We start from the raw sequence: 25,691 nt of genomic DNA, 5'->3' as shown, positions 1-25,691 counted from the left end.
TTCCAGCAAATAGCAAGAATAAATTTCGCTTTTCTTTGAATGATCTGCTAAAGCATTTTATCAGCTAGACAAAGCATACCAGCAAGTGATTATTGCACCTGTTCGGCTCCTTCTTTTAAGCGACCGTAAAGCAGATAGGGGACGGATGTTAATTCTTCAAGGTTGCGACAGGATAGGGCACACATCAGCAGACGTAAATCTTCTTTCCAGCCATGTACAATAGCAATGACCTCTTCGACTGAGTGTTTTTCGACCAAGTCTAACATAGTCCGAGAAAGGCCGACTGCCTTGGCACCCAGAACTAAGGCTTTAACCATATCTAAAGGATGGCGAATACCACCGCTAGCTAGCAGGTCCACCTTGTCCACCCAATCTTGCGCTGCTAGTAAGGCCTGGGCTGTGCTCTGCCCCCAACCGTTGAGATAGTCTCGCTGACCGCTCCGCTGATTTTCAATATAGGCAAAGCTCGTTCCACCACGACCAGAAATATCAAAGGTTGAAATCCCTAGTGCCTGAGCTTCCTCAATCGTTTTCCGATCCATGCCAAAGCCTACTTCCTTGAGGACAAGGGGGACTGGAAAATCTTTTCCATAGGCTTCCAGATGCTGCTTCCAAGTTCTGAAAGTCCGTTCTCCCTCAGGCATTAGCAATTCTTGCATGACATTGACGTGTAGCTGAAGAAACAGAGGTTTCAAATCCGACACCGCCTGCAAGCCTGCCGCTACTGGTTTATCAAGACCGATATTGCTGGCCAAGAGTAGGCTAGGCTTATCCTTTGCCACAGCGTACGAATCATCATCTGGATTTTTCAGAGCGGCACTGTAAGAACCTGTCACAAAGAGGATGCCACAGGCCTCTGCCACTTTAGCCAGTTTTTCATTGATTTCTCGCCCTTTTGGACTTCCACCTGTCATAGCATTGATATAAAAGGGAAAATCCCAATCACGACCAGCGAAATGAGTTGATAAATCAATCTCGGCCAAATCATAGGCTGGCAAAGAGCGATGAATCAATTCTATATCATCAAAGCTATTGTAGCCAAGGGGCTGTTCTAGGGCGTAGTTGATATGATCATCTTTACGACTTTGGCTCATGGGCACCCATCCTTTCTTGGTAGAGTAATTCCAGACCAGCTTCTTGCCAGCGTTGGATCAAGGTTTGGCTATCTTCGGCAGCAAAAGACAAGGCGAAGCCACAGTCTCCACCACCAGCTCCACTGCTTTTAGCGACACAATCCAAGCCCTGACTCGCCTCTCTTAAGGCCTGTAATTTCTTCGTATAAATCAGCGGACTGAGCTTATCTAAAAGCTGGCTGGCAGTCGATATACTATCTTTTACAGCTGTCTTATCAGCAGACTCAAGGGCTTCTTTCAGACAATCCACCTGAAGCTGGGTTTGATTCAGGAAGTCTTCGTTCAATCTCGACTTAACCTGCCTGACAAGGTCACTCGAAATAGCCGGTTCTCTCGTCCAACCAACCATAAAATCACAGGCTAAAGCAGGCTGGATGGGCTTGATTTCATAGCCCCAATCTTGCTCCAAAATCTCTAATAGACTTGTGTCAACCAATCGCTGGCGGATTGCCATCCGGTCAAAAGAACGATAATAAACCAGTTGCTCATAAGCAATACAGGCCAGATCTCCCATGGAGCCATTATCCCCCCGCTTGAGAAGTACTACTGCAGCTAGTCTAAAGAGGAGGTCAGAGCTTAGTTTCAGCTGATAAAAGGCAGCCATAGCCTTGATAGTCAAGACAACCACGCTGCCACTAGAACCCAGCCCAAACTTACGACCGCCTTTCTCCATTTTTCCCCTGATGGTCAGAGCAAAGGGATGCAATGGGCGTTGCAGCAAGCTGAGATAGTCATGCATCAGCTGAATAGTCTCCTGAATCAAGGCATAGTCCGCATCTGGTGCTAGACTGGCTTTGTGGCTAAAGAGATCCGAATCCAGCTCATAGCTGTCCGCCGCCTCAATCTCTGCCCGCATGTAGATGGGAATATTCTTAATCAAAGCCGCATGACCAGGACTCAGAACAGCGTATTCTCCAGCTAGATAAAGCTTTCCGCAGGTCTGGACTTGCATTTTAGTTTTCATCAGGCAATTCCTTAGTTTTGGAGACAATCAGGCGGTACTGATTCTCAAAGAGGGGCACCAAGTCTTCCAAGTCCTCTTCAAGACAGAGAACCTTTACATTAGGTCCAGCGTCCATGGTGAAATAGCAACGATGACCCTGACCTCGGAGCTGGCGAACAAAGTCCATCGCAGCATAGCTTTCCTCTGTCAGATAAGTAAATGGAGGCGTAGCTGTCTCTGTCGTTGCATGCATCCGCAGGGCATTCTCCTCGGTCAACTGCCCAATTTTCTCAAAATCATTATCCTTTAAGTAGGACAGCATATCCTGATAGTCCTGAACTGACTGATCAATCCAGTCTTGAAAATTTTTGGAAGTTTCAGCACAAAGTTGCATGCCAAGCCGACTAGAAATTGGCTTTTTCTCATCATGAAGCACCAACATAATCATGGCTAGCTTCAGGTCGGTTTGCACAGGATAAATTGCTCCGCTATCCTTGTCCCATGCTGCCAAAGGGCCAAAAAAGGAGCGTGCTGACGAACCTGAAGCAAATTTAGCCAACTGGGCCAGCTCCTCGGTACTGTAATGAGTTTCAAAATAAGCATCACAGGCCTTGACTAAGGCAGATAAGCCGCTAGAGCTAGAGGATAAGCCTGCTGCTGTCGGCATATTGTTACTGGTGTCAATCCGCACCCAGTCACTTGGCTCCGTCCGAAAGCGATCAATAATCCGACTGACTTTAGCATGCTCTTCTGGGCTTTGCAATTGCCCATCGATATAAAATTCATCGCCAGCAGCCTCAGCAGAAAGTGGACTTAACTGGGTTTGGGTGTACATATTCTCTAAAGTCAAGGAAATACTACTAGTAGCAGGAATCATCCGCTCGGCATCCGCCTTGCCCCAATACTTGACAATGGCAATATTGGCGTAAGACTTGACACTTACAGGCTTTCTATCCATATATTGCTGGCTCCTTTCTCTCTCAAAAGACGGGCTAGGTCTTCCGCCTCTTTCTTTTCTTTGATTAGCACAATCACGCAGCCGCCTAGGCCACCGCCGCTCATTTTGGCTCCAAGAGCCCCATTTTCAAGCGCCAGCTCGACCAAGTCATCAGATAGCTGGCAAGAAACTCCCAACTGGGCTAGTTTGCCGTGAGCCTTGGTCATGGCCTGTCCCATGGTTAGCAAATCCTTGAGATGGATCGCCTTTTCAACGATTTTTGTCAGATTTCCCAGCTCCTGTAAGAGGGGCAGAGCCTCCTGACCTAAGCTTTCCACCTTTTTGATAGCTTCCCGCGTATGTCCGTGAATACCCGTATCCGCAATCAGCAGATGAGCATCCAAATCTAACTCGATTTCTGAAAATCCGACATTACGGATAAACTTGATGGCTACATCACTAAGACAGGTCTTGGCATCCAGACCACTTGGATTCATATGGGCAATCATCTCTGCTCGATTGGCCAGAATTTCCAGAGTTTCATGATCCAAGGCCTCTTCGAAGTAGTCAAAAACCGCACGAATGGCTGCAATGCTGACAGCTGCAGACGAACCCATGCCCCGCTTTTCTGGCACCATGGAATTCACCTGACAGCGAATCTGAGCACCTTGCTTCCCTAAGTGCTCCAGACAGGCAAACACAGCCATGGACAAGGTATCTTCCTCATAGAGAGTCCAAGGCTTCTCAGAAGGAAATACCTGACAAGTCACTTCGATATTATTGAGAGGCAAAGCCAAGGCTGGATAGCCATAGACCACCGAATGCTCTCCCATCAGAATAATCTTGCTATGTGCCTTGCCGACACCCTTCTCTTTTGTCATACTTTCTCTCTATTTCTTCCTTCTATCTTCTATATTTTAATATACTTTTGGAAAAAAAGCGATCTTTTCCTATCTTGACTGACAAAGTCACGTTAAGCAGTCAAAAACTCCAAGCAAAAGCCGGAGTTCTATCCTATTTTATCATCAGTGACGGGCCTTTGGCTTCGGTTGGGAGGAGGCTACCACTCTCTTCTGATTAGATCCATCAGTTCATTGCGGTCTGAAATCCACTGGGCTCGTTCATCCTTTTCATAGGTGCGATTGGAAAGAAAGATTGCGGCTTTCTGTTCTGCCCGATTATACATGATAAAAGTACCCGTATAGCCAGTATGATCCAGCCATTCCCCTTCCAAATTCCAAGCTAGACTGCGTGTCTTGCCAGGCTCTAGAACAAAGTTTTGGCTCAATTTCTCTGCAAATTCATCCCGCAAATAATGCTCTAAAAAGATCTGCAAATCCTCAAGCCTTGAAAAAAGCCCGGCACTTCCAGCATGATGGCCTAAGACACGCGCTTTGGGATCATGAACCACTCCCGCTTTCACGCCACGAACAGTCGGCACCGCAGAAGCTACTGGCCCAAAGCTAGTGTTCTTCATCGCCCACGGCTTAAAAATCTTGTCTTCAAATAAACGGTCCAAAGCTTCCCCGTACAGCTCCTCCAGCATAAAGCCCAGCAGGAGAAAATTAACATCTGTATAATGGAAGGTTTTGTCATCCAGCACTGTCAAGCTATTGAGGGCCGCCTTTAATTCTTGAGCATTGAGCCTATCCCGATTGGGAATAAAGGGATCGAGCCCAGAGGTATGGGTCAACAGCTGGCGCAGGGTCACCCGATCATCATGAAAAGCTGGATAATATCGCCGCAAAGGCGCATCTATATCCAAGTCGCCACTCTGAAGCAGAAATGCCACCAAGGTCCCTACGCCAACCACCTTGCTGACACTGGCCAGGTCATAAACCAGACCAGCTCGCGTTGCTGATTGATTGGCCGGGTCTGCCAAGCCCAGATAAAAACTCTGCCAGTGTCCATTACGATAAAGAGACAAACTAGCCCCAGGATAGAGACCCGCAGCAAGCTGCTGATCGATCTTTTCTAAAATCCGCTGGGTCATAGTTGCTCAAACCATAGTTCAATATTACTTTGGTCTTGGCTGACTAAGAATTTTTTAGATTTAGGGACAAAAAACTCCTGTGTCGCAAAAATCGATGACAATTTTTCCATATCAAAATCCGTCACCAAACATTTGAGCATGGCCAAATCCCAAGTTTTTGTATTATCAGCTTGCAAATCTTGTCCTTGGGCTTCCTGCACATCTAGGAAATCCAAGACATTGCTCACTGGCTGATAGAAAGTCTTGACAGCCTGTAAATCTGGGACACGAAGCTCAATCTTTTCCACATCAAATTGACTCAAGCCGATAAAATCGTCCTGCCCTTCAAATGCAGGAGTTTCTTGAACTGGTTGTAAGCTACTCAGATCCTCTTCCGCATGGAGTAAGATACGATCACCTTCCGGGGAAGTCGCTTCAAAAGCATAACCGTTCTCCCCACGATATAAACTGTCAACTTCAATCCCTCGAGCCAACAAAGCCTCAATTTCTGACGCTTGTACCACCTTGATCACTAAGCGAGCCAATTTCTTTGCCCCTTTTACTCGGCGAGAGCGCATGCTTGGAGATTCTTCTAAAATCAATCTTTCTGTTTTAGTTTGATCGCCCAAAGACAACTGGGCTCCTTCTTCTAATAGGGATTTCATCCCTAGCGTTTTACTATAGAAATCTTGATTTAGGTTCCGATTATTTACTTTTATTACTGGAACAATTCTTGCAACATGATTCACACTCATAACTTCCTCCAAACTATTTTATTGTAATAAATTTTCATTTTTTTGACAAGAAATTATGCGCAAACCAACAATTTTCAGAACATTTCCACTATCCTAATCTAACAGACCAAAAATATAAACCAAATCGCATTTTTCTATTAGTCAGAAACCAACAAAAAAAGACCGAGATTTCTCTCAGCCTTTCGATGGATATTATCCGTAAATCGCTTTAAACAAAGCTACTGCTGCAATACCAGCTGCAATTGGTGCCACAACCGGTACCCAAGAATACCACCATTTTGAATCACCCTTGTGTTCACCAAGGATTGATTTTGGCAAGATAAAGTGCAAGATACGAGGTCCGAGGTCACGGGCTGGGTTAAGACCTGGTCCAGTAGGACCTCCAAGTGAAGTTACCAAAGCCATGACAAGGAAACCAAGCGCCAAGTGAGCGACAGCAGATGAACCATTTGTTGCTTGTGCAAATGTATTGTGAATAAGACTTTGAACATCTGATTCTGCTACTTTTTGGCCAGCTTGAGCTGCTTGAAGAGCTTGTTGTTGCACATTCTTCTCGATAAGAACCTTCAATTCCGCACCGAAGTGAAGTTTAGTCAAGCCCATCGCTGCAAAGAAAAGAACAAATGAACCAACAAACTCATTGATAAAGCCATTGATTGTTGCTGCTTTACGAGATTCAGGTGTTCCGTGATCTAAACTTGAAATAGTTGAGAAAGTACCCAAGATATTGTTTGGATTTTCTGTCTTCAAGTAGTAAGGGCGGTGTGTTGCTACGACCAAAGCCTGTCCGAAGATAGCACCCAAAACTTGAGCAAGAATGTAAGGTGCTACATGCGCCCATGGGAAGTAACCACTAATCGCAAGTGCTAAAGTGAAGGCAGGGTTGATGTGGTTACCTGAGGTATTTCCAAACATCAAAGCTGGAATCATAACCCCCATACCGTAACCAACAGCAATGACCAACCAGCCACTTTGATGACCTTTAGTTCCTTTTAATTCAACATTGGCAACAGCACCATTCCCCAAAATGATAAGGATAGCTGTTCCTAAAAATTCCGTGGCATATTTAATAGCCCAACTGAAATCCATCTAATTTCTCCTTTTAAATTTTTTAGACAATCTATATTTTATCAAGTATAATGGATAATGTAAAGGTCATTTTAAATAAAAACCAGAAAAAGAGGGAAAAATATGCGCTTTAATCAGTATAGTTATAGCAAGACAAATCCAGACACTATGCGCCAAGAATTAGCCGAGTTGGGCTTCATCTATGAGCCGCACCTTTCTGACAAAGACAATCTCCAAAGCTTCCTACGACGCTGTTTCTTTCTCTATCAGGATACAGACTACTTGCTTCGAGCTTGGGCAGCTGATAACGAAACTGACTTGTTGACCTTCTTCGAGTCAGACCGTGAACTGACAGCTGAGGTCTTCTATATAGCCGCCCTTCAGCTCTTGGATTTTGTACCTTTTGTTGATTTCACCGATCTTGAGAAATTCCGAACAGAAAGTAACTTCCCTATCGTTTACGGCGATCTGCTAGAAAACCTCTACCAGTTGCTCAACACTCGAACAAAAAATGGCAATTTGCTGGTTGATAAGCTGGTCAGCGAGGGATTGATTCCTGAGGACAATACCCATCACTACTTCAACGGTAAGAGTTTGGCAACTTTTACCAGCTACGATGCCATCCGTGAGGTAGTTTATGTGGAATCATGTGTGGATACTGATGGAGATGGCCTGCCAGATCTGGTCAAAGTTAGCATTATCCGTCCCCGTTACCAAGGGCAAATCCCTGCTGTCATGACCGCTTCTCCTTATCATCAGGGAACCAACGACCCTGCCAGCGACAAGGCTCTCCATAATATGAATGTGGACTTAGTAAAAAAAGAGCCACATCAAATCACTGTACAAGATCCTGAGTTTAAATTGCTCCAGTTGGATTCGCCAGCTCTTGTCCAAGAAGTCTCTGAAGCTGAGGAAAAATTGGGTCATATTGGCACCTACACGCTCAACGACTACTTGCTGCCCCGCGGCTTTGCCAATCTCTATGTGTCTGGCGTGGGAACTAAAGACTCTGAAGGACTGATGACCAGCGGTGACTATCAGCAAATCGAAGCCTATAAGAACGTTATTGATTGGCTCAACGGCCGCTGCCGAGCCTTCACCGACCACACTCGCCAACGGGAAATCAAGGCTACTTGGTCCAACGGAAAAGTGGCTACGACCGGTATCTCCTATCTGGGCACCATGTCCAACGGGCTGGCAACGACTGGCGTAGATGGGTTGGAAGTCATTATCGCCGAAGCTGGGATTTCTTCTTGGTACAACTACTACCGCGAAAACGGCCTTGTCACTAGTCCTGGCGGCTATCCAGGAGAGGATTTTGAATCCCTGACCGAACTGACCTACTCCCGCAACCTGAGGGCTGGTGACTACCTGCGCAATAACGACGCTTATCAGCAAAGCCTAGAGCAACAGCGCAAAGACCTAGACCGGCAAACTGGAGATTACAATCAATTTTGGCATGACCGCAACTACCTACTCCATGCAGATAAGGTCAAGGCCGAAGTCGTCTTCACCCATGGATCTCAAGACTGGAATGTCAAGCCCTTCCATGTTTATAATATGTTCCGAGCTCTGCCAGCTCACATCAAAAAGCACCTCTTTTTCCATAACGGTGCCCATGTTTACATGAACAACTGGCAGTCCATCGACTTCCGCGAAGCCATGAATGCCCTTTTATCTAAAAAATTACTTGGGCATGCTTCAGACTTCGAACTGCCATCAGTCATCTGGCAGGACAACAGCCAAGCTCAAAATTGGCTGACCTTGGAAGACTTCGGTGGACAAAAGAACTACGCTCATTTCCAACTAGGTGAAGGCGCTCAAGAGATTCAAAACCAGTATTCAGAAGAAGATTACAATCGTTTTGCTAAAAACTACCAAAGCTTTAAAAACGATCTCTTTGACGGCAAGGTTAACCAGATTACTCTGGATTGGACTTTGGAAGACGACCTCTTCCTCAACGGAGCCACCCAGCTCAAACTGCGCCTTAAATCCAGCACGGACAAGGGGTTGATTTCTGCCCAGCTACTGGACTTTGGACCAGCTAAACGCCTCACACCGATTCCGACACCGCTTGAGCCTCGAGTCATGGACAATGGCCGCTACTATATGCTGGACAATCTAGTTGAGTTGCCTTTTGCCGAAACGCCACACCGTGTCATCACCAAAGGCTTCCTCAACCTGCAAAATCGGACAGATTTGCTGACGGTCGAGGAAGTTGCCCCTGACAAATGGATGGAATGTACATTTGATCTGCAACCAACCATCTACAAGATGAAAAAAGGCGACCAGCTCCGCCTCGTCCTCTACACCACTGACTTCGAGCATACCGTTCGTGATAAGACCGATTATCAGTTGACGGTAGATCTAGAGCAGTCTAGTCTAGACTTGCCGACCATGACATCACTTTCATAAAACCTAAAAGACGCTGAAATTCAGCGCCTTTTTCTTTTATTGTAGATTGAAATATTTCTCTGCATATTTTTTATAATCTGGCTTTTCCTTGCGGTTCATAGCAAAGAGCATACTGCCTGTGAGATAATCATCGTCTGAATCAGGAATTAGCATAATAGCAACATTTTTATCTTTCTCAGGAAAGACGATAGAAAATTTTTTGCCATTATCTTTCCGAGTCAGGCCATAATAACTCACCCCATTTTTAAAACCAACAGCATTTTGAGTATATTTATACTCTTCTTCATTGATAATGATGGTCTTCTCTTTTATCTCAATGGTCGTTTCTTCACCTCTAACATCCTGAACATTCCATTTCCCCTGAATTTTAGGGCTACCACTACAGCCGACTAGGATGAAGAGGGATGAGAGCACTACCAACAGCAAAGCTTTTATCTTCTTATTTTTCAAGTTGTTTCTCCTTAGTATATAGATTCATGATTATTCTACTATAAGTGCTAAATCTTTGTCAAACCTTCTAGAAATGTTCTTCTTGCCACTTTTCCAAAAAATGATATAATTGAAGAGTGAAGATTACCAAAGGGCCCAGCCCTTGCGAGAGAAAGGAAAGAAAATCTTATGATGAATATGCAAAACATGATGAAGCAAGCCCAAAAACTTAAAAAAGAGATGGACATTGCTCAAGCAGAATTAGCCGCAACCGAATTTGTTGGAAAATCTAGCCAAGATTTAGTTGTAGCAACGCTTACTGGTGATAAAAAGGTTGTCAAAATTGACTTTCAGCCTGCTATCGTAGACCCAGAAGATACAGAAACTCTGTCTGATCTGACTAGCCAAGCTATCAATGCTGCTATCGATCAAATCAACGAAGTAGCTAAGCAAAAACTCAGCGCTTTCCAAAGTGGACTTTCTTTCTAATTCTGTTAAGCCCTTTTAAACATCAACTCCCAAAAGATGATATATTCATTCTTTTGGGAGTTTTTTTGCGCAAAAAATTGGAGAAAAGATCTAAGCATTTTCTCCAATATAAATCTTCTTAATGTCTAAAATGTCTCACGCCTGTGAAGACCATGGTCAAGCCATATTTGTCCGCTGCTTCGATAGATTCTTGGTCACGGACAGAGCCACCCGGCTGGATGATGGCCTTGATACCTGCTTTGGCAATTTCTTCCACGTTATCGGCAAATGGGAAGAAGGCATCCGAAGCAAGTACAGCACCGTCAAGGCGGTCTTTAGCTTGGTCAATGGCGATGCGGACAGAAGCCACACGGTTGGTTTGACCAGGGCCAACACCAAGTGTCATGTGGTCGTTGGTCACGATGATTCCGTTTGATTTGACGTACTTGATAGCTTTCCAAGCAAACTCAAGAGCTGTCGCTTCTGTCTCGGTTGGTTGGCGCTTGGTCACCACTTGCCAGTCAGCTGGGCTCTCTTTGACCACGTCTTGGTTTTGCACGAGGAGTCCACCGACCACGCCTGTGTACTCAGCTTCCACTTCACTGGTCTCTTGAGCGTCGAATGGCAAGGCAAGGATACGCAAGTTTTTCTTTTTGTTGGTCAAAATGGCTAGCGCTTCATCCGTATAGCTCGGTGCGATGATGATCTCGAGGAAAACGCCGTGCATCTTCTCAGCTGTCGCAGCATCCACCTCACGGTTAAGGACGACAATTCCACCAAAGATGGACACTGGGTCAGACTCATAAGCGTAGTCCCAAGCAGTCTCGATATCATCTGCCTGACCGATACCGCATGGATTCATGTGTTTCAAAGCCACAACGGTTGGACGGCCTTTGAAATCACGGATAATACGGATAGCTGCATCCGCATCACGGATATTGTTAAAGGACAATTCTTTACCGTTGAGCTGTTTCGCTGATGCAATCGAATAGTCAGTCGGCAAAGCTTTTTGGTAGAAGTCCGCATCCTGTTGAGGATTTTCCCCGTAACGCATTGATTGTTTGAGGTCATAGGTCAAAGTGAGCTTTTCAGGTTTACTTTCTCCGACTTGAGCTGTGAAATACTCTGCAATCAAGGCGTCATAAGCCGCTGTGTGACGGAAAACCTTAGCTGCTAAACGTTGGCGAGTTTCGTAACTTGTTTCGCCGTTAGCTGCCAATTGTTCCAAAACCACAGCATAGTCAGCAGGGTCTACCACAACCGTTACACTGGCATGGTTTTTAGCCGCAGAGCGAAGCATAGATGGCCCACCGATATCAATATTTTCAACTGCATCAGCATAAGTCACGTCTGGTTTGAGAATCGTTTCCTTGAAAGGATAGAGATTGACTACAACAAGGTCAATCAATTCGATCTTATTGTCCTTAGCCGCTTCCAAGTGACTATCCAAGTCACGACGAGCCAAGAGCCCACCGTGGATATTTGGGTGAAGGGTCTTGACACGACCGTCCATCATTTCTGGGAAACCAGTCACATCATCGATCGCAATGGTCTCCACCCCAGCATTATCAAGGGCAACCTTGGTCCCACCTGTCGAGATAATCCCCCAACCAAGTTTTTTAAGTTCTTGGGCAAATTCGACAATGCCCGCTTTGTCTGAGACGCTGATTAAGGCGCGTTTAGTCATTGGTATCCCCCAAAATTTTATCTATATCTATAGGCTCAAATTCTTTCTTCATTGCTTTAATAAAACGGTTAACTTCTTTTATGTCCTTCTCCACCTCCGAAAGGTATTCTCTTAACTTTTCCTCTTTTTTGAGAATCTCTTGATATAAGGTCATTTTAGAATTAAAATCCCTAATCAGAGAGGTATATTTATTACAAAAATATCTATGTAAATACTTTTCAAACCGTATTTTAATCTCACCCTTAGCCTCATGTCCTGTAAAAGGGTCTAATATTTTAGGTAAATATACAAGATTCCAAGGAGCAGTAAAAGCAAAACAATTTTTGGTTCTAGCAAAAACATGAGAAGTTTGAAAATTATTTAACTTATTTTTACCTATTTCATTTTTAACTGAGTAACCTGTAAATTCACTCAACATTTCCTTTGGCCGGTCGTTATTATCCCAATCAATATTAATTTCAAATGATTCTTCAAATAAATATTTATAAAAAGCTTTCAATAGGGGCTGGTCATTTTGAGACTTTCTTCCATATTTTCGTACAAACACATTAGACTTTTTCTCTTCAATCGATCGACATAAAATCTCCCATGATTTTTTAGCGTTTTGACTATTAACAGATTTCATATTATTTTCAGCAAAATGCCACAACTTTAAGGATATCACTTTACTATCTGTTTCATTTAGAAATTCTTTAAAGAATAAAACATAACCATCCATAGATTCATTACCTACCTTCATTATTTCCTCCTCTCCACTCCCAAACTATCCAACACCTCTGGATACAGCTTATACTCTGCTTCATGAATGCAAGCTTCAAAGCTTTCGATGGTATCATCAGCCAGCCGCGGCACGCGCACCTGTTTGATAACCTTACCTGTGTCCACACCCGAGTCCACCCAGTGAATGGTAACGCCGCTCTCAGCAACACCAGCATTCCAAGCGTCCTCAATCCCATGAGCTCCTGGAAATTCTGGCAGGTAGGCTGGATGAATGTTGATGATTCGGCCTTCATAAGCTGCCAACAAGGTTGGCCCAACGATTTTCATGTAGCCGGCGAGGCAGACCAAGTCAATCTGGTGCTCTTCCAAGAGTTCGACTAGGGCTGCTTCGTAGTCTGCCTTGTTCTCAAATTCCTTGAGTTCAAAAGCATAGGACAGAATGCCAAGCTTGTCTGCACGTTCGAGCATATAGGCGTCGCGATGGTCTGAAAAGACAAACTCCACTGGAAACTCTTCAGCAATCACCTGAAAATTTGAGCCATTACCAGAGGCAAAAACCGCTATTTTTTTCATTTGATGATGACACTTTCGTTTTCTTTCTTGACGATACGACCAATTTCATAGACTGGTTCATCCAACAATTCCTTGACACGATCTACATTTTCAGGCTTGACTGCCAGCATAAGTCCCACACCCATATTGAAGATTTCAAACATTTCTTCGTGTTTGATTTGACCGTATTTTTCAAGAGCCTTGAAAATCGGAAGCACTGGGACTTTGTCTTCTTCAATCTCTGCAGCCAAGTCATCTGCAAACATACGAGGAACATTCTCGATAAAGCCCCCACCTGTGATGTGGGCAATTCCATTGACCAACTCTTCCTTGATGAGTGGTAAGACAGCCTTGACATAGATGCGAGTCGGCTCAAGAAGGACTTCCTTGAGTTTCTTGCCTTCCAATTCTGGCAAGACTTCCTCACCTGTGTAGTCCGCAAAGACACGACGCACGAGTGAGTAACCATTTGAGTGAATCCCACTTGAAGCAAGTCCGAGAAGAACATCGCCTTCTTCCACCTTTGAGCCGTCAATGATTTGAGATTTTTCAGCCACACCGACCGCAAATCCAGCCAAGTCGTAGTCATCTGGACCATACATACCAGGCATTTCAGCCGTTTCCCCACCGATAAGGGCTGCACCAGCTTGCACACAGCCCTCCGCCACACCAGCGACCACTTGTTCTAGCTTGGCTGGTTCATTCTTCCCTGTCGCCACGTAGTCGAGGAAATAGAGAGGCTCCGCACCTGCAGCGATGATGTCGTTGACACACATAGCTACACAGTCCTGCCCGATGGTATCGTGCTTGTCGTATTTGATAGCCAACATGAGCTTGGTCCCGACACCATCAGTTCCTGAAATCAAGACTGGCTCTTTGACCCCAGTCTTTGAAAGGTCAAACATACCACCAAAGCCACCCAGAGCCCCCATGACACCTGCGCGTTCCGTACGAGCCACGTGCTTTTTGATCCGCTCAACAACTTCATAACCCGCTTCAACATCCACACCCGACTGGGCATAAGCATTCTTATTTGTCATTTGTTTATTCCTTTTCTTTAATGGAAAATCGTCATCCGCCTATTTATAAAAACTGGTCTTTTCTTCCAAACTTCTTTGATAGTCTTCCTCATAGTCGTAGAGAGGAGTTGGGTAGTCGCCGTCAAAGTAAGCGACACAGAGACCACCGTTTGGCGCATCTGTTTCGATGCCGATAGAATTAATCAAGCCATCAATCGAAAGATAGGTCAGGCTATCCGCACCAATGATTTGACGAGTTTCCTCGACCGTATGATTGGCCGCAATCAGCTCCTGACGCGTCTGGATATCAATCCCGTAAAAACATGGATAAGCTAGCGCAGGACTGCCAATAGCAACGTGAACCTCGGACGCACCCGCTTCTTTCAAAAGCTGAACGATACGGCGAGAGGTCGTCCCACGAACAATGGAATCATCAATCATGACCACACGTTTACCTTTGACAACGCCTGAAACAGCAGACAGTTTCATCCGCACCCCTTGCTCCCGCAATTCCTGAGTCGGTTGAATGAAAGTGCGTTGAGTGTATTGGTTTTTGATCAGACCCATTTCATTTGGCAAACCAGATTCTTCCGCAAATCCCATAGCTGCACTGAGTGATGAATTTGGCACACCGACCACGATATCCGCTTCGTGCTTAAATTCACGCGCCAATTGTGCCCCCATTCTCTTACGAGCTGTATGGACATTAACACCATGGATATTAGAATCAGGGCGAGCAAAGTAGATATACTCCATAGAACAAATCGCCAACTGGGTATCATTCGTATAGCTATCATACTGGATGCCCTTATCATCAATGATAACAATCTCTCCAGGCTTCAAATCTCGAATCCACTCAGCACCAATAACCTCAAAAGCACAGGTTTCAGAGGATACAACCACCGCTCCGTTTGCCATTTTCCCAATAGAAAGAGGGCGGAAGCCATTAGGGTCAAGGGCCGCAACCAACTTGTCCTCAAATAGCAGGATATAAGCAAAGCCACCTTTGACGAGACTGAGTGCTTCCTTGATTTTACCCATCAAGTTCGGATTGTGACTCCGACGAATGAGGTGGGCTAAGATTTCTGAATCAGAGGTTGAGCTAAAAATAGCACCTCTTTGTTCCAATTCTTTCTTAAGAGATTCTGCATTGGTCAGGTTCCCATTGTGAGCCAGCCCAAACTGCATATCATGAAAGCGAAAGAGGAAGGGCTGAATGTTATCCACAGAAGCTTCGCCAGCAGTCGCATAACGCACATGCCCAATCGCGCTCGTTCCAGTTAGTTTATCCAAATTAGCTGGATTTCTGAACACTTCTGATAAAAGCCCCATATCACGATGACGCTTCAATTGTCCTTGATCATTGGAGAGGATTCCTGCCCCCTCCTGACCACGGTGCTGAAGACTGTGGAGCCCAAAATAGGTCATTTTAGCAGCATCTGGATGCCCCCAGATACCGAAAACACCACATTCTTCATTAAGAGATTTTACTTCGTATGTCATTTTTTATACCTAATTTTTATTTGTGTAGCATCAAGAGCTAAATCCACATGACTTTTACATTACTGATATTGTCTATCGAAAAAACCGCAAATCTTATTTCCCAGTAAAGTATTTAACAGCTGACGCAAACAGGTGCTGGTCTTTATTTCCTGGGATATTTTGGAAGAGACCGTCTTCATAACGTTCTGAGTGTCCCATCTTACCGATGATTTGACCGTTCTTGCTAGTAATTCCTTCGATGGCATTTACAGAACCATTCGGATTGTAGTTAGAATCCATGCTTGGTTTGCCGTCAAAGTCAACGTATTGGCTAAAGATTTGACCGTTGTCACGGAGCTCTGCAAATTCCTCAGCCGTCACAACAAACTTCCCTTCACCGTGCGAAACAGGAATGGCATGAATATCGCCCACTTGCACCCCAGCCAACCATGGCGAGTTGGTATTGGCAATCCGAGTTTCCACCATCTTGGCCACGTGCTGGTTGGCATCATTGTAGAAAAGGGTTGGACTCGTACTGCCGGCATCCTCAAAGTTCCCGTATGGAAGAAGACCTGATTTGACCAGGGCCTGGAATCCATTACAGATACCGATAATCAAGCCACCACGAGCGATAAAGCTATCAATGGCTGCACGCACTTTTTCATTGAGCAAGATGTTGACAATAAACTTAGCTGATCCATCTGGTTCGTCCGCAGCTGAGAAGCCACCTGCAAAGAAGAGGATATTAGCCTTGCCGATGTTGTCAACCATAGTTTCAACTGACTTGACAATAGCTTCTTCATTCAAAGTCACAAATGGCACCAAGTTGACCTCTGCACCTTCTTTTTCGAAGGCCTTAGCTGAGTCATATTCTGAGTTGGTTCCTGGGAAGACTGGGATGTAAACCACAGGTTTTTCAACTCTTTCTTTGGCTTTGATGACTGCGCCAGAAGCGACAGCTGGAACTTCTGCTAGTTCTTTAGCTTGGGCAAATTCTGTTGGGTATACTGCTTCCAGTTTTCCTTGGAAAGCACTGTCAAGCTTGTGTCCATCTAACTTCACACCGTTGACAGTCAGTGTAAAGTCTACGCTTGTTTGACCGATTCTCTCCACTCCAGCGATTTCTTGAGGAGATGTGAAGATAAATCCACCTAATTGAGCTGTTAAAGAACTTTCAAGTTCAGACAAGATAACCTCTGCACCGATATGGTTCCCAAAGCTAGCAAGAGCCAAGCTTTCAACGACACCACCATATTTAACAGCTGAAGCTGCCGTCACTTTGTGGGTTGCTTGGATGGCTTCAAACTGAGCAAAGTTTGACTTGATCAAGTCAAAATCAATCTCTGCAGAGAGGGCTTGACCTGGAATGTAGTAGATGTTTTCACCAACGGTCTTGAACTCAGGAGAGAGTACCTTACGGCTATCTGCCGTCGTCACCCCAAAGGCAACCAAGGTTGGCGGTACTGTCAATTCTTCAAAAGTACCAGACATAGAGTCCTTACCACCGATAGATGGCAAACCAAGCTGAATTTGTGCTTCAATAGAGCCTAGAAGAGCTGCTACTGGCTGACCAAAACGCTCTGCCTGTTTGTCCATGCGCTCGAAATATTCTTGGTATGAGAAACGAGCCTTAGACCAGTTTGCACCAGCAGCCACCAAACGAGCAGTCGCTTCGATAACCGCATAAGCAGCACCATGGTATGGAGACCATTCTGCTACATAAGGGTTGAATCCTTGAGCCATGACTGACGCAGTGTGCGTTACACCGTGCTGAACTGGCAATTTCTGCACAGATGCCTCAGTTGGTGTGAGTTGGTAGCGACCACCAAGTGGGTGATTGACCGTTGAACGACCGACCGAGCAGTCAAAGATGGTTTGCAAACCTTTTTGACTCGCATGGTTAAGATCAGATAGAACCGCAAGGGTATCAGCTTCAAGTGTGTCAGCGCTTGTTGTGCGCTCTTCTGGAAGCTCGACATCCTTGTCTACAACCTTGGCATCGACGACCACACGCACACCGTTTGTATCAAGGAAACGACGTTCCAAGTCGACAATTGTTTCACCATTCCAGTGCATGACAAGATTTGGTTTTTCAGTCACTGTCGCAACCACAACCGCGTCAATATTTTCTTTATTACATTCTGCAACGAAGGCATCTACGTCCTCAGGACGAACCACCACAGCCATCCGTTCTTGTGATTCAGAGATGGCAATTTCTGTCCCGTTCAACCCTTGGTATTTAAGAGGAACCTTGTTGAGGTCAATTTCAAGACCGTCTGCCAATTCACCGATAGCTACACAGACACCACCAGCACCAAAGTCGTTGGATTTCTTGATAAGACGAGTGACATCGCCATTACGGAAAAGGCGTTGAATCTTTCGTTCTTCGATGGCATTCCCCTTTTGAACCTCAGCACCAGCAGTCTCCACAGACTCAACCGTTTGAACCTTAGAAGACCCTGTCGCACCACCGACACCATCACGGCCAGTCTTACCACCGAGCAAGATAATCACATCGCCCGCTTCCGGTTTTTCACGGACAACGTTGCCCTTAGGAGCTGCACCAACAACGGCACCAAGCTCCATGCGTTTGGCTACAAATCCTGGATGGAAGTATTCACGAACGTAGGTCGTCGCAAGACCAATTTGGTTACCATATGAAGAATAACCATGAGCCGCTGTTTTCGAAATGACTTGTTGTGGTAATTTACCAGCGCGAGTTTCCGAAATCGGAGCTGTAATATCACCAGCGCCTGAGATACGCATAGCTTGGTAAACGTATGAACGGCCTGACAACGGGTCACGAATGGCGCCACCGATACAAGTAGCCGCTCCACCAAATGGTTCAATTTCCGTTGGGTGGTTGTGGGTTTCGTTTTTGAACATAAGGAGCCAAGTTTCCTTGACACCATCAACGTCCACTTCGATTTCAACCGAGCATGCATTGATTTCATCTGACACTTCCATATCGTCCAAACACCCATTAGCACGCTCATAACGACCAAAAATAGTCGCCATATCCATCAAGGTTTGTGGTTTCTCCGAACGCCCCAACTCCTCACGCATGGCAATATACTTGTCATAGGTCGCCTGCAATTGCTTTTGGAATTTAGAAGCTGAGAAGTCGATATTTTTCAGCTCGGTCTCAAAAGTCGTGTGACGGCAGTGGTCAGACCAGTAAGTATCCAAAACTTTGAGCTCTGTTTCCGTTGGCACGCGCCCGATTGACTTGAAGTAGTCTTGGATAAAGAGCAAATCATCCACTTCCATGGCCATCCCTTGCTCGGCCTTGTAGCGAGCAAAGTCTTCTGCCGTATAGCTTTCAAAGAAAGTCAATTTCGGAATGGTCTTGTCTGACTCTGAAAATTCCTGCTTGGCAATTCCTGTCGTGATGTCCTTGAAACGAGAATCAACTGGATTGAGCAGGTAGTTCTTGACCGCTTCCAACTCATTCGCATCAATATCTTTATTCACCAGGTAAAGTTGAGCCGTGTTGACTGTCACATCACTAGAACTTCCCAGCAAAAGCAAGGCTTCTTGCGAAGATGCTGCACGTTGGTCAAACTGTCCTGGCAGGCTTTCAATGGCAAAGAAAGCATAGTTAGCAAGGTCCGCCTGCACGGCCGCTTCGTCCAATACATGGTCTGTCACCTGCTCAGAGAAAATGTGCTTCTCTGCAGGCGCAAACAAGCCCTCTGCCAAATCAAAGACATCATAAACTTGCACGATGCGAATACTTTTCAGAGTTGAAAGTCCCAAGTTATGCTGGAGCTCTCTTACCAAACTCTCTGACTTGACCTGAAAATCAGCCTTTTTCTCAACAAAAATACGTTTATCCATCAATTCTTATTCCTCTATTTCAGCTCTTGCAATGTTCCCAACAAGCTATTTCAACTCTTGCAACTTTTCCCAGACAACCTCATAAACGTCTGTTAGTTCTCCCAATCCCCTACGGAAAACATCCTTGTCCATGTGGTTGCCATCTGCGTCCCACAAGCGGCAATTATCTGGTGAAAATTCGTCTGCCAAGATAATCGTGCCATCCTTGTCAAAACCGAACTCTAGCTTAAAGTCAATCAATTTAAGACCAATCTCAGCAAACCAGGCTTTCAAGAGTTCATTGATACGACGCGTTTCCTCCTTCAAGTAGGCAATCTGCTGGTCATCTGCAATTTTAAGGAATTTCACATGCTCATCATTGATGAAAGGATCATCCAAATCATCATTTTTATAGTAAAATTCAACGATCGGCTCTTCCAGCTCGATTCCTTCTTCCACACCGAAACGTTTTGAAAAGGAACCAGCTGTATAGTTGCGGAGCACAACTTCCAAAGGAATGATATCAACTTTTTTATTGAGCTGATCTGTATCTGAGATTTTCTCGATAAAATGCGTTGCTACACCGGCAGCGTTCAACTTTTCAAAGATAAAGGCTGAAATCTGATTATTTAACACTCCCTTGCCCGCAATCTGCTCCTTCTTGACACCGTTAAAAGCAGTCGCCTGATCCTTGTAGCGGGACAAAATCACCTGCTCATCTTCTGTCGCAAAAATATCCTTTGCTTTTCCCGAATATAACAACTTGTTTGACATTTTATTATTCGCCTTTCGTGCTTTTATGCTTTAAGTTTATCACTTTTAAATATATTTTACAAGCATTTCCCGTACATTATAGACGCAAACAACATGAAAAAGGTTGGAAATACAACAGTTAAAAACTGAAAATATCTTGTTTCCATACAAAAACAGGACTTTTTCAAGTCCTGTTCTAGAATTCATTAATATAAGTCCAAATAATTATCAACTTCCCATTGTGAAACGAAGGTCGCATAGCTAGCCCACTCGATACGTTTAGCCTCAAGGAAGCTAGTATAGATGTGGTCACCTAGGGCAGCCTTGACCACTTCGTCCTCAGTCAAAGCTTTCAAGGCGTTGTGAAGAGTTGATGGAAGGTCTGTGATTCCAGCTTCCTTACGCTCTTCAGCTGTCATGATGTAGATATTTTCTTCGATCGGAGCTGGTGCTTCGATTTTGTTTTCAATACCATGCAAACCAACTTCCAAAAGAACTGCCATAGCGATGTATGGGTTTGCCATTGGGTCCACTGAACGCAACTCAAGACGAGTTCCCATACCACGTGAAGCAGGCACGCGCACAAGTGGCGAACGGTTACGACCAGCCCAAGCAATGTAAACAGGCGCTTCATAACCTGGAACCAAACGTTTGTATGAGTTAACTGTTGGGTTCATGATGGCAGTATAGTTATAAGCATGCTTGATCAAACCACCAAGGAAATGGTAGGCCGTTTCAGACAACTGCATTCCTTTTGGATCGTTCGGATCAAAGAAGGCATTATTCCCTTCTGCATCAAACAAGGACATATTACAGTGCATACCTGACCCAGCGATACCAAATTTTGGTTTTGCCATAAAGGTTGCGTAAAGACCATGTTTACGAGCAATAGTTTTTACTACGAGCTTAAAGATTTGAATCTTGTCACAGGCACGGAGGACTTCATCATACTTGAAGTCAATCTCATGTTGTCCAACCGCAACCTCGTGGTGACTTGCTTCTACTTCAAATCCCATTTTGGTTAAGACATTAACGATTTCACGACGCGTATTGTCTGCAAGGTCAGTAGGTGCCAAATCAAAGTAGCCACCCTTGTCATTTACCTCAAGAGTCGGATCCCCATTTTCATCGAGTTTAAATAGGAAGAATTCTGGCTCTGGACCAAGGTTGAAGGATTTGAATCCCACTTCCTCCATATGGCGAAGCGCACGCTTCAAATTACCACGAGGGTCACCTGCAAATGGTTCACCTTCTGTTGTATAGACATCACAGATCAAACCTGCAACACTTCCATTTTCATCTCCCCAAGGGAAGACTGTCCATGTATCCAAGTCTGGGTACAAGTACATATCTGACTCATTGATACGTACAAAACCTTCAATAGAAGATCCATCAAACATAGCTTTATTTGACAAGACCTTGTCTAACTGTTCATCTGTAGCAGGAATTTCGACGTTTTTCATCGTCCCCAAGATATCTGAAAACATGAGACGAATAAAGGTAACATTTTTTTCTTTTACTTCGCGACGAATATCAGCTGCTGTAATGGGCATGGGTAACTCCTTATAGTTTTAAAAAATAGTTTATGGCCGACGCATGTGACCAAAGGTTGGCAGAGAAGAGCCAAAACGACCTTGCTGTAAAATATCATTGTGGAGAGCTCGACGGACTTCCTTTTCACTAATCGTTTTGTGGGATTTAGCTTCACGCTCAGCATATTTCTTTTTGATGGCAGCGATATTATAACCTTCAGAAATATAATCCTTAATTTCCAAAAGTCGGTCCATATCATTCAGGGAATACATTCGGCGATTGCCCTCATTCCGAAGGGGAGTAATGAGGCTTTGCTCCTCATAATACCGAATCTGACGGGCAGATAAGTCCGTCAACTTCATAACGCTACCTATGGGAAAGACTGCCATATTTCGGCGAAACTCTTTTTCCTTCATTTTTTTCCTCTCTATGCACTATTATAACTAATTTTTTTTGTATGTCAACAATCAATGTGAGATTTTCTTACACATTTTAATTTATAGACTTAAAGAAATTCTTAATTCTATCCACATCCGAATTTACCACTATTGCAACAAAGACACCCATAAAGGTTTCAAAAACTCTAGCAAAAACGTATAAAATAGTATCTTCCGGACTAATGGAGAGAGTGATAATCAGCATAGCTGAAACACCACCAATCACCCCAGCCTTATTGTTCATAGCAACATTGGTCATGATCGTCAGCATCGTACAGATTGGCACAAATACCAAAGTCACCCAAAATTGGCCGTTCAATAAATTTCCCAACAGATAGAATAGCAAAGCATAAAAGCCCCCGACACTATTTCCTAAAATACGAGAAGTTCCGAAATGAACACTTTTATCAAAATCTTCTCGCAGGCTAAACACCGCTGTCAAAGCCCCAATTTGGAGCCCCTTCCAGCCAAACATACCAAAAATAAGTAGGACAATAAAGACTGCTATCCCTGTTTTCATCGTCCTCATACCCAAGCGAAATTTTGATTTATCGAATTTATACTTACTAAAATAGCTCATGCTTTTTCCTTTTTAAAAGTAAACTATCTTTATTCTAACATATTTTCTAACAAAAAGGCTCTGTCCATCCAGTTTATTGTTTGTATCCTACAAGAATGCATAGCCAGCTTCTACTGTATTTCTAACTACATTCCCCATTATTGATTACTCGCTAGGAAAATAGAAGCCAAAAATCCATTTTCTCAGAAGCCTACGCGTACAAAAGAAAAAGAGTTGGTCTCCCAACTCTTTCCGTTTCAAAGATTATTTTTCAGTCAAAGCTGCAAGCCCTGGAAGAACTTTACCTTCAAGGAGTTCCATTGAGGCACCACCACCGCGTCACAAATACCTCCACTAACACAAAAAGGTGACATAGCCACCTTTTTGTTAACGTTTCAGTTTTGTTCCTTTTTCTACAAAATCAGGATTTTGTAGAGACTAACGGGCTGATATTATTTTTCTGTAAGTGCAGCCAAACCTGGCAATACTTTACCTTCAAGAAGCTCCATAGAAGCGCCTCCGCCCGTACTAATCCATGAGAACTTGTCTGCACGACCAAGATTGATGGCTGCGGCGGCTGAGTCACCACCACCGATGATTGATTTCACACCTGGTTGTTTCACAATAGCGTCCATGACACCGATTGTACCAGCTTGGAAGTCAGGGTTTTCAAACACACCCATTGGTCCGTTCCATACAACTGTTTTCGCACCAGTCAAGGCTTCGTCGAATTTAGCGATAGATTTAGGACCGATATCCAAACCAAGGAAGCCTGGATCTACTGCTTCACCTTCAGTATCTTTTACTTCAGTGTAGTCAGCAAATGCGTTTGCTTCTTTTGAGTCAACTGGCAAGATCAATTTGCCGTTTGCTTTTTCAAGAAGAGCTTTGGCAACATCTAATTTGTCTTCTTCTACAAGTGAGTTACCGATTTCGATACCTTGCGCTTTGTAGAATGTGTAAGTCATCCCACCACCGATAAGGACTTTATCAGCTTTTTCAAGCAAGTTTTCGATAACACCGATCTTGTCTGAAACTTTTGAACCACCAAGGATAGCCACGAATGGACGTTCTGGAGCTTCAACTGCTTCTTGGATGTAGGCAATTTCGTTTTCAAGAAGGAAGCCAGCAACAGCTTTTTCAACATTTGCTGAGATACCAACGTTAGATGCGTGTGCACGGTGAGCTGTACCGAACGCATCGTTTACGAAGATACCATCTCCAAGAGATGCCCAGTATTTACCAAGTTCTGGATCGTTTTTAGACTCTTTCTTGCCGTCAACATCTTCAAAACGAGTGTTTTCAACCAAAAGAACTTGTCCGTCTTCAAGAGCGTTAACAGCTGCTTCCAATTCAGCACCACGCGTAACGCCTGGGATAAATTTAACTTCTTGTCCCAATTTAGCAGCCAAGTCAGCAGCTACAGGAGCAAGTGATTTACCAGCTTTATCTGCTTCTTCTTTTACACGTCCAAGGTGAGAGAAGAGGATTGCACGTCCACCTTGCTCAAGGATGTACTTGATAGTTGGAAGTGCTGCAGTGATACGGTTGTCGTTAGTAATCACGCCATCTTTTACAGGAACGTTGAAGTCAACACGAACGAGAACTTTTTTCCCTTTCAAGTCAACGTCTTTAACAGTCAATTTTGCCATTAGATATGACTCCTTCTTTTTTTATACGTGTTAATTATATCACAAAATCTACAAAAGTGATAGCAAAAATTCATGGCTTTTCCTTTTCTCCAATCAAAGATAGATGAAAGACTACACGATTCTCATTTTTCTGATAAATGCTAATGCTGCTGGGTGAGCGAGTTGATTTCCAATAGCCACTCCTTCAAGCTGTTCTACAAAACAAAAAAAGAGATCCATTCGGATCTCTTCTTCATACAATTGAATTATTTAGCGATTTTTGCGAAGTATTCAAGAGTACGTACAAGTTGTGCAGTGTAAGACATTTCGTTGTCGTACCATGATACAACTTTAACCAATTGTTTACCGTCAACGTCAAGAACTTTAGTTTGAGTTGCGTCGAACAATGAACCGTAAGACATACCTACGATATCTGAAGATACGATTGGATCTTCTGTGTAACCGTATGATTCGTTAGCTGCTGCTTTCATAGCTGCATTTACTTCATCAACAGTAACGTTCTTTTCAAGAACTGCTACCAACTCAGTAACTGATCCAGTTGGAGTTGGAACGCGTTGTGCAGAACCATCAAGTTTACCGTTCAATTCTGGGATTACAAGACCGATAGCCTTAGCAGCACCAGTTGAGTTAGGAACGATGTTAGCAGCACCAGCGCGAGCACGACGAAGGTCACCACCACGGTGTGGTCCGTCAAGGATCATTTGGTCACCAGTGTAAGCGTGGATAGTAGTCATCAATCCTTCTACAACACCAAAGTTGTCTTGAAGTGCTTTAGCCATTGGAGCCAAACAGTTTGTAGTACATGAAGCACCTGAGATAACTGTTTCAGTACCATCAAGAACGTCGTGGTTAGTGTTAAATACGATTGTTTTAACATCGTTTCCACCAGGAGCAGTGATAACAACTTTCTTAGCTCCACCTTTAAGGTGTTTTTCAGCAGCGTCTTTCTTAGCAAAGAAACCAGTTGCTTCAAGAACAATTTCTACACCGTCAGTAGCCCAATCAATTTGTTCTGGGTCACGTTCAGCAGAAACTTTAACGAATTTACCGTTAACTTCGAATCCACCTTCTTTAACTTCAACAGTACCATCGAAACGACCTTGAGTTGTGTCGTATTTCAACAAGTGTGCAAGCATAACTGGATCTGTAAGGTCGTTGATGCGAGTAACTTCAACACCTTCTACGTTTTGGATACGACGGAAAGCAAGACGACCGATACGACCGAAACCGTTAATACCAACTTTAACTACCATTAGTGATTTCCTCCTTATGAAAATCAAAAAAAATTTTATGTGAAAAGAGTAACTTGAATCACTACAAATCACCTTTCAACATATCTATTATATACCTTATTGAGC

At 44.2% G+C, this 25,691-nt stretch carries 22 protein-coding genes; 2 read left to right on the top strand and 20 right to left on the bottom strand.

What is annotated here, in order from left to right; genetic code table 11:
- Window positions 1-89 precede the first annotated feature (89 nt).
- The 7 genes from fni to gla form a co-directional block, all read right to left on the bottom strand.
- Window positions 90-1,094, bottom strand: coding sequence for a type 2 isopentenyl-diphosphate Delta-isomerase (fni, locus tag ACWPVL_RS08935; protein ID WP_454388386.1), 1,005 nt, complete (start codon window positions 1,092-1,094; stop codon window positions 90-92).
- The gene (locus ACWPVL_RS08930) at window positions 1,078-2,097 is read right to left on the bottom strand and encodes a phosphomevalonate kinase (RefSeq protein WP_454388384.1); all 1,020 of its coding nucleotides are present in this window, start codon (window positions 2,095-2,097) and stop codon (window positions 1,078-1,080) included. Before ACWPVL_RS08930 ends, fni begins: the two co-directional genes overlap by 17 nt.
- Complete coding sequence (gene mvaD, locus ACWPVL_RS08925) at window positions 2,087-3,034, bottom strand: diphosphomevalonate decarboxylase (RefSeq protein ID WP_454388382.1); 948 nt, start codon at window positions 3,032-3,034, stop codon at window positions 2,087-2,089. The genes ACWPVL_RS08930 and mvaD overlap by 11 nt, the downstream gene beginning before the upstream one ends.
- A complete protein-coding gene (mvk, locus tag ACWPVL_RS08920) occupies window positions 3,016-3,894 on the bottom strand; it encodes a mevalonate kinase (protein ID WP_005591680.1) in 879 nt (292 codons plus the stop codon). Before mvk ends, mvaD begins: the two co-directional genes overlap by 19 nt.
- A gap of 179 nt (window positions 3,895-4,073) precedes the next feature.
- Entirely contained in the window at window positions 4,074-5,006 is a 933-nt protein-coding gene (locus tag ACWPVL_RS08915) for a serine hydrolase domain-containing protein (RefSeq protein WP_454388380.1), read from the bottom strand.
- Window positions 5,003-5,740: a CppA N-terminal domain-containing protein gene (locus ACWPVL_RS08910; RefSeq protein WP_454388378.1), complete on the bottom strand. Its 738-nt coding sequence runs from the start codon at window positions 5,738-5,740 to the stop codon at window positions 5,003-5,005. Before ACWPVL_RS08910 ends, ACWPVL_RS08915 begins: the two co-directional genes overlap by 4 nt.
- A 192-nt stretch (window positions 5,741-5,932) precedes the next feature.
- Complete coding sequence (gene gla / locus ACWPVL_RS08905; RefSeq protein ID WP_045500550.1) at window positions 5,933-6,829, bottom strand: aquaglyceroporin Gla; 897 nt, start codon at window positions 6,827-6,829, stop codon at window positions 5,933-5,935.
- Window positions 6,830-6,931: 102 nt separating this feature from the next.
- Here gla and ACWPVL_RS08900 point away from each other — a divergent pair, with 102 nt between their 5' ends.
- Window positions 6,932-9,223: a Xaa-Pro dipeptidyl-peptidase gene (locus ACWPVL_RS08900; protein ID WP_454388376.1), complete on the top strand. Its 2,292-nt coding sequence runs from the start codon at window positions 6,932-6,934 to the stop codon at window positions 9,221-9,223.
- Between the two features lie 36 nt (window positions 9,224-9,259).
- Here ACWPVL_RS08900 and ACWPVL_RS08895 read toward each other — a convergent pair whose 3' ends face one another.
- Entirely contained in the window at window positions 9,260-9,673 is a 414-nt protein-coding gene (locus ACWPVL_RS08895) for a glycosyltransferase (RefSeq protein ID WP_454388374.1), read from the bottom strand.
- Window positions 9,674-9,841: 168 nt separating this feature from the next.
- Here ACWPVL_RS08895 and ACWPVL_RS08890 point away from each other — a divergent pair, with 168 nt between their 5' ends.
- Entirely contained in the window at window positions 9,842-10,141 is a 300-nt protein-coding gene (locus tag ACWPVL_RS08890) for a YbaB/EbfC family nucleoid-associated protein (protein WP_045500544.1), read from the top strand.
- Between the two features lie 118 nt (window positions 10,142-10,259).
- Here the strand turns inward: ACWPVL_RS08890 and purH are convergent, their stop codons facing one another.
- The 12 genes from purH to gap all read right to left on the bottom strand — a co-directional run bounded on the left by purH (window position 10,260) and on the right by gap (window position 25,586).
- Entirely contained in the window at window positions 10,260-11,807 is a 1,548-nt protein-coding gene (gene purH / locus ACWPVL_RS08885) for a bifunctional phosphoribosylaminoimidazolecarboxamide formyltransferase/IMP cyclohydrolase (RefSeq protein ID WP_454388372.1), read from the bottom strand.
- A complete protein-coding gene (locus ACWPVL_RS08880) occupies window positions 11,800-12,546 on the bottom strand; it encodes a hypothetical protein (protein ID WP_454388370.1) in 747 nt (248 codons plus the stop codon). The genes purH and ACWPVL_RS08880 overlap by 8 nt, the downstream gene beginning before the upstream one ends.
- Entirely contained in the window at window positions 12,546-13,100 is a 555-nt protein-coding gene (purN, locus tag ACWPVL_RS08875) for a phosphoribosylglycinamide formyltransferase (RefSeq protein WP_454388368.1), read from the bottom strand. The genes ACWPVL_RS08880 and purN overlap by 1 nt, the downstream gene beginning before the upstream one ends.
- The gene (gene purM, locus ACWPVL_RS08870; RefSeq protein WP_454388366.1) at window positions 13,097-14,119 is read right to left on the bottom strand and encodes a phosphoribosylformylglycinamidine cyclo-ligase; all 1,023 of its coding nucleotides are present in this window, start codon (window positions 14,117-14,119) and stop codon (window positions 13,097-13,099) included. The genes purN and purM overlap by 4 nt, the downstream gene beginning before the upstream one ends.
- Window positions 14,120-14,158: 39 nt before the next feature.
- Window positions 14,159-15,601, bottom strand: coding sequence for an amidophosphoribosyltransferase (purF, locus tag ACWPVL_RS08865; protein ID WP_454388364.1), 1,443 nt, complete (start codon window positions 15,599-15,601; stop codon window positions 14,159-14,161).
- Between the two features lie 93 nt (window positions 15,602-15,694).
- Window positions 15,695-19,420, bottom strand: a complete 3,726-nt coding sequence (locus ACWPVL_RS08860) for a phosphoribosylformylglycinamidine synthase (protein WP_454388362.1) — start codon at window positions 19,418-19,420, stop codon at window positions 15,695-15,697.
- A gap of 45 nt (window positions 19,421-19,465) precedes the next feature.
- Window positions 19,466-20,173: a phosphoribosylaminoimidazolesuccinocarboxamide synthase gene (gene purC / locus ACWPVL_RS08855; protein ID WP_454388360.1), complete on the bottom strand. Its 708-nt coding sequence runs from the start codon at window positions 20,171-20,173 to the stop codon at window positions 19,466-19,468.
- A 185-nt stretch (window positions 20,174-20,358) separates the two neighbouring features.
- Window positions 20,359-21,705 (bottom strand): type I glutamate--ammonia ligase, encoded by a 1,347-nt coding sequence (gene glnA / locus ACWPVL_RS08850; protein WP_001122884.1) that lies wholly within the window; start codon window positions 21,703-21,705, stop codon window positions 20,359-20,361.
- A 30-nt stretch (window positions 21,706-21,735) separates the two neighbouring features.
- Window positions 21,736-22,101 carry a MerR family transcriptional regulator gene (locus ACWPVL_RS08845; RefSeq protein WP_061908710.1) on the bottom strand — a complete coding sequence of 122 codons (366 nt, stop codon included), beginning with the start codon at window positions 22,099-22,101 and terminating at the stop codon, window positions 21,736-21,738.
- Window positions 22,102-22,177: 76 nt separating this feature from the next.
- A complete protein-coding gene (locus ACWPVL_RS08840; RefSeq protein ID WP_005591664.1) occupies window positions 22,178-22,702 on the bottom strand; it encodes an FUSC family protein in 525 nt (174 codons plus the stop codon).
- A gap of 431 nt (window positions 22,703-23,133) precedes the next feature.
- Entirely contained in the window at window positions 23,134-24,333 is a 1,200-nt protein-coding gene (locus tag ACWPVL_RS08835; RefSeq protein WP_038805785.1) for a phosphoglycerate kinase, read from the bottom strand.
- Window positions 24,334-24,578: 245 nt separating this feature from the next.
- The gene (gene gap, locus ACWPVL_RS08830) at window positions 24,579-25,586 is read right to left on the bottom strand and encodes a type I glyceraldehyde-3-phosphate dehydrogenase (RefSeq protein ID WP_005591661.1); all 1,008 of its coding nucleotides are present in this window, start codon (window positions 25,584-25,586) and stop codon (window positions 24,579-24,581) included.
- Window positions 25,587-25,691: the final 105 nt, after the last annotated feature.

The sequence above is a fragment of the Streptococcus sp. Marseille-Q8145 genome (genome assembly GCF_965112035.1).
This window is presented reverse-complemented; position numbering and strand designations above follow the sequence as displayed.

Coding starts and splice junctions, on each gene's coding strand:
- fni (WP_454388386.1), bottom strand. CDS start 1,094: ATGAGCCAAAGTCGTAAAGATGATCATATCAACTACGCCCTAGAACAG.
- ACWPVL_RS08930 (WP_454388384.1), bottom strand. CDS start 2,097: ATGAAAACTAAAATGCAAGTCCAGACCTGCGGAAAGCTTTATCTAGCT.
- mvaD (WP_454388382.1), bottom strand. CDS start 3,034: ATGGATAGAAAGCCTGTAAGTGTCAAGTCTTACGCCAATATTGCCATT.
- mvk (WP_005591680.1), bottom strand. CDS start 3,894: ATGACAAAAGAGAAGGGTGTCGGCAAGGCACATAGCAAGATTATTCTG.
- ACWPVL_RS08915 (WP_454388380.1), bottom strand. CDS start 5,006: ATGACCCAGCGGATTTTAGAAAAGATCGATCAGCAGCTTGCTGCGGGT.
- ACWPVL_RS08910 (WP_454388378.1), bottom strand. CDS start 5,740: ATGAGTGTGAATCATGTTGCAAGAATTGTTCCAGTAATAAAAGTAAAT.
- gla (WP_045500550.1), bottom strand. CDS start 6,829: ATGGATTTCAGTTGGGCTATTAAATATGCCACGGAATTTTTAGGAACA.
- ACWPVL_RS08900 (WP_454388376.1), top strand. CDS start 6,932: ATGCGCTTTAATCAGTATAGTTATAGCAAGACAAATCCAGACACTATG.
- ACWPVL_RS08890 (WP_045500544.1), top strand. CDS start 9,842: ATGATGAATATGCAAAACATGATGAAGCAAGCCCAAAAACTTAAAAAA.
- purH (WP_454388372.1), bottom strand. CDS start 11,807: ATGACTAAACGCGCCTTAATCAGCGTCTCAGACAAAGCGGGCATTGTC.
- ACWPVL_RS08880 (WP_454388370.1), bottom strand. CDS start 12,546: ATGAAGGTAGGTAATGAATCTATGGATGGTTATGTTTTATTCTTTAAA.
- purN (WP_454388368.1), bottom strand. CDS start 13,100: ATGAAAAAAATAGCGGTTTTTGCCTCTGGTAATGGCTCAAATTTTCAG.
- purM (WP_454388366.1), bottom strand. CDS start 14,119: ATGACAAATAAGAATGCTTATGCCCAGTCGGGTGTGGATGTTGAAGCG.
- purF (WP_454388364.1), bottom strand. CDS start 15,601: ATGACATACGAAGTAAAATCTCTTAATGAAGAATGTGGTGTTTTCGGT.
- ACWPVL_RS08860 (WP_454388362.1), bottom strand. CDS start 19,420: ATGGATAAACGTATTTTTGTTGAGAAAAAGGCTGATTTTCAGGTCAAG.
- purC (WP_454388360.1), bottom strand. CDS start 20,173: ATGTCAAACAAGTTGTTATATTCGGGAAAAGCAAAGGATATTTTTGCG.
- glnA (WP_001122884.1), bottom strand. CDS start 21,705: ATGCCCATTACAGCAGCTGATATTCGTCGCGAAGTAAAAGAAAAAAAT.
- ACWPVL_RS08845 (WP_061908710.1), bottom strand. CDS start 22,101: ATGAAGGAAAAAGAGTTTCGCCGAAATATGGCAGTCTTTCCCATAGGT.
- ACWPVL_RS08840 (WP_005591664.1), bottom strand. CDS start 22,702: ATGAGCTATTTTAGTAAGTATAAATTCGATAAATCAAAATTTCGCTTG.
- ACWPVL_RS08835 (WP_038805785.1), bottom strand. CDS start 24,333: ATGGCAAAATTGACTGTTAAAGACGTTGACTTGAAAGGGAAAAAAGTT.
- gap (WP_005591661.1), bottom strand. CDS start 25,586: ATGGTAGTTAAAGTTGGTATTAACGGTTTCGGTCGTATCGGTCGTCTT.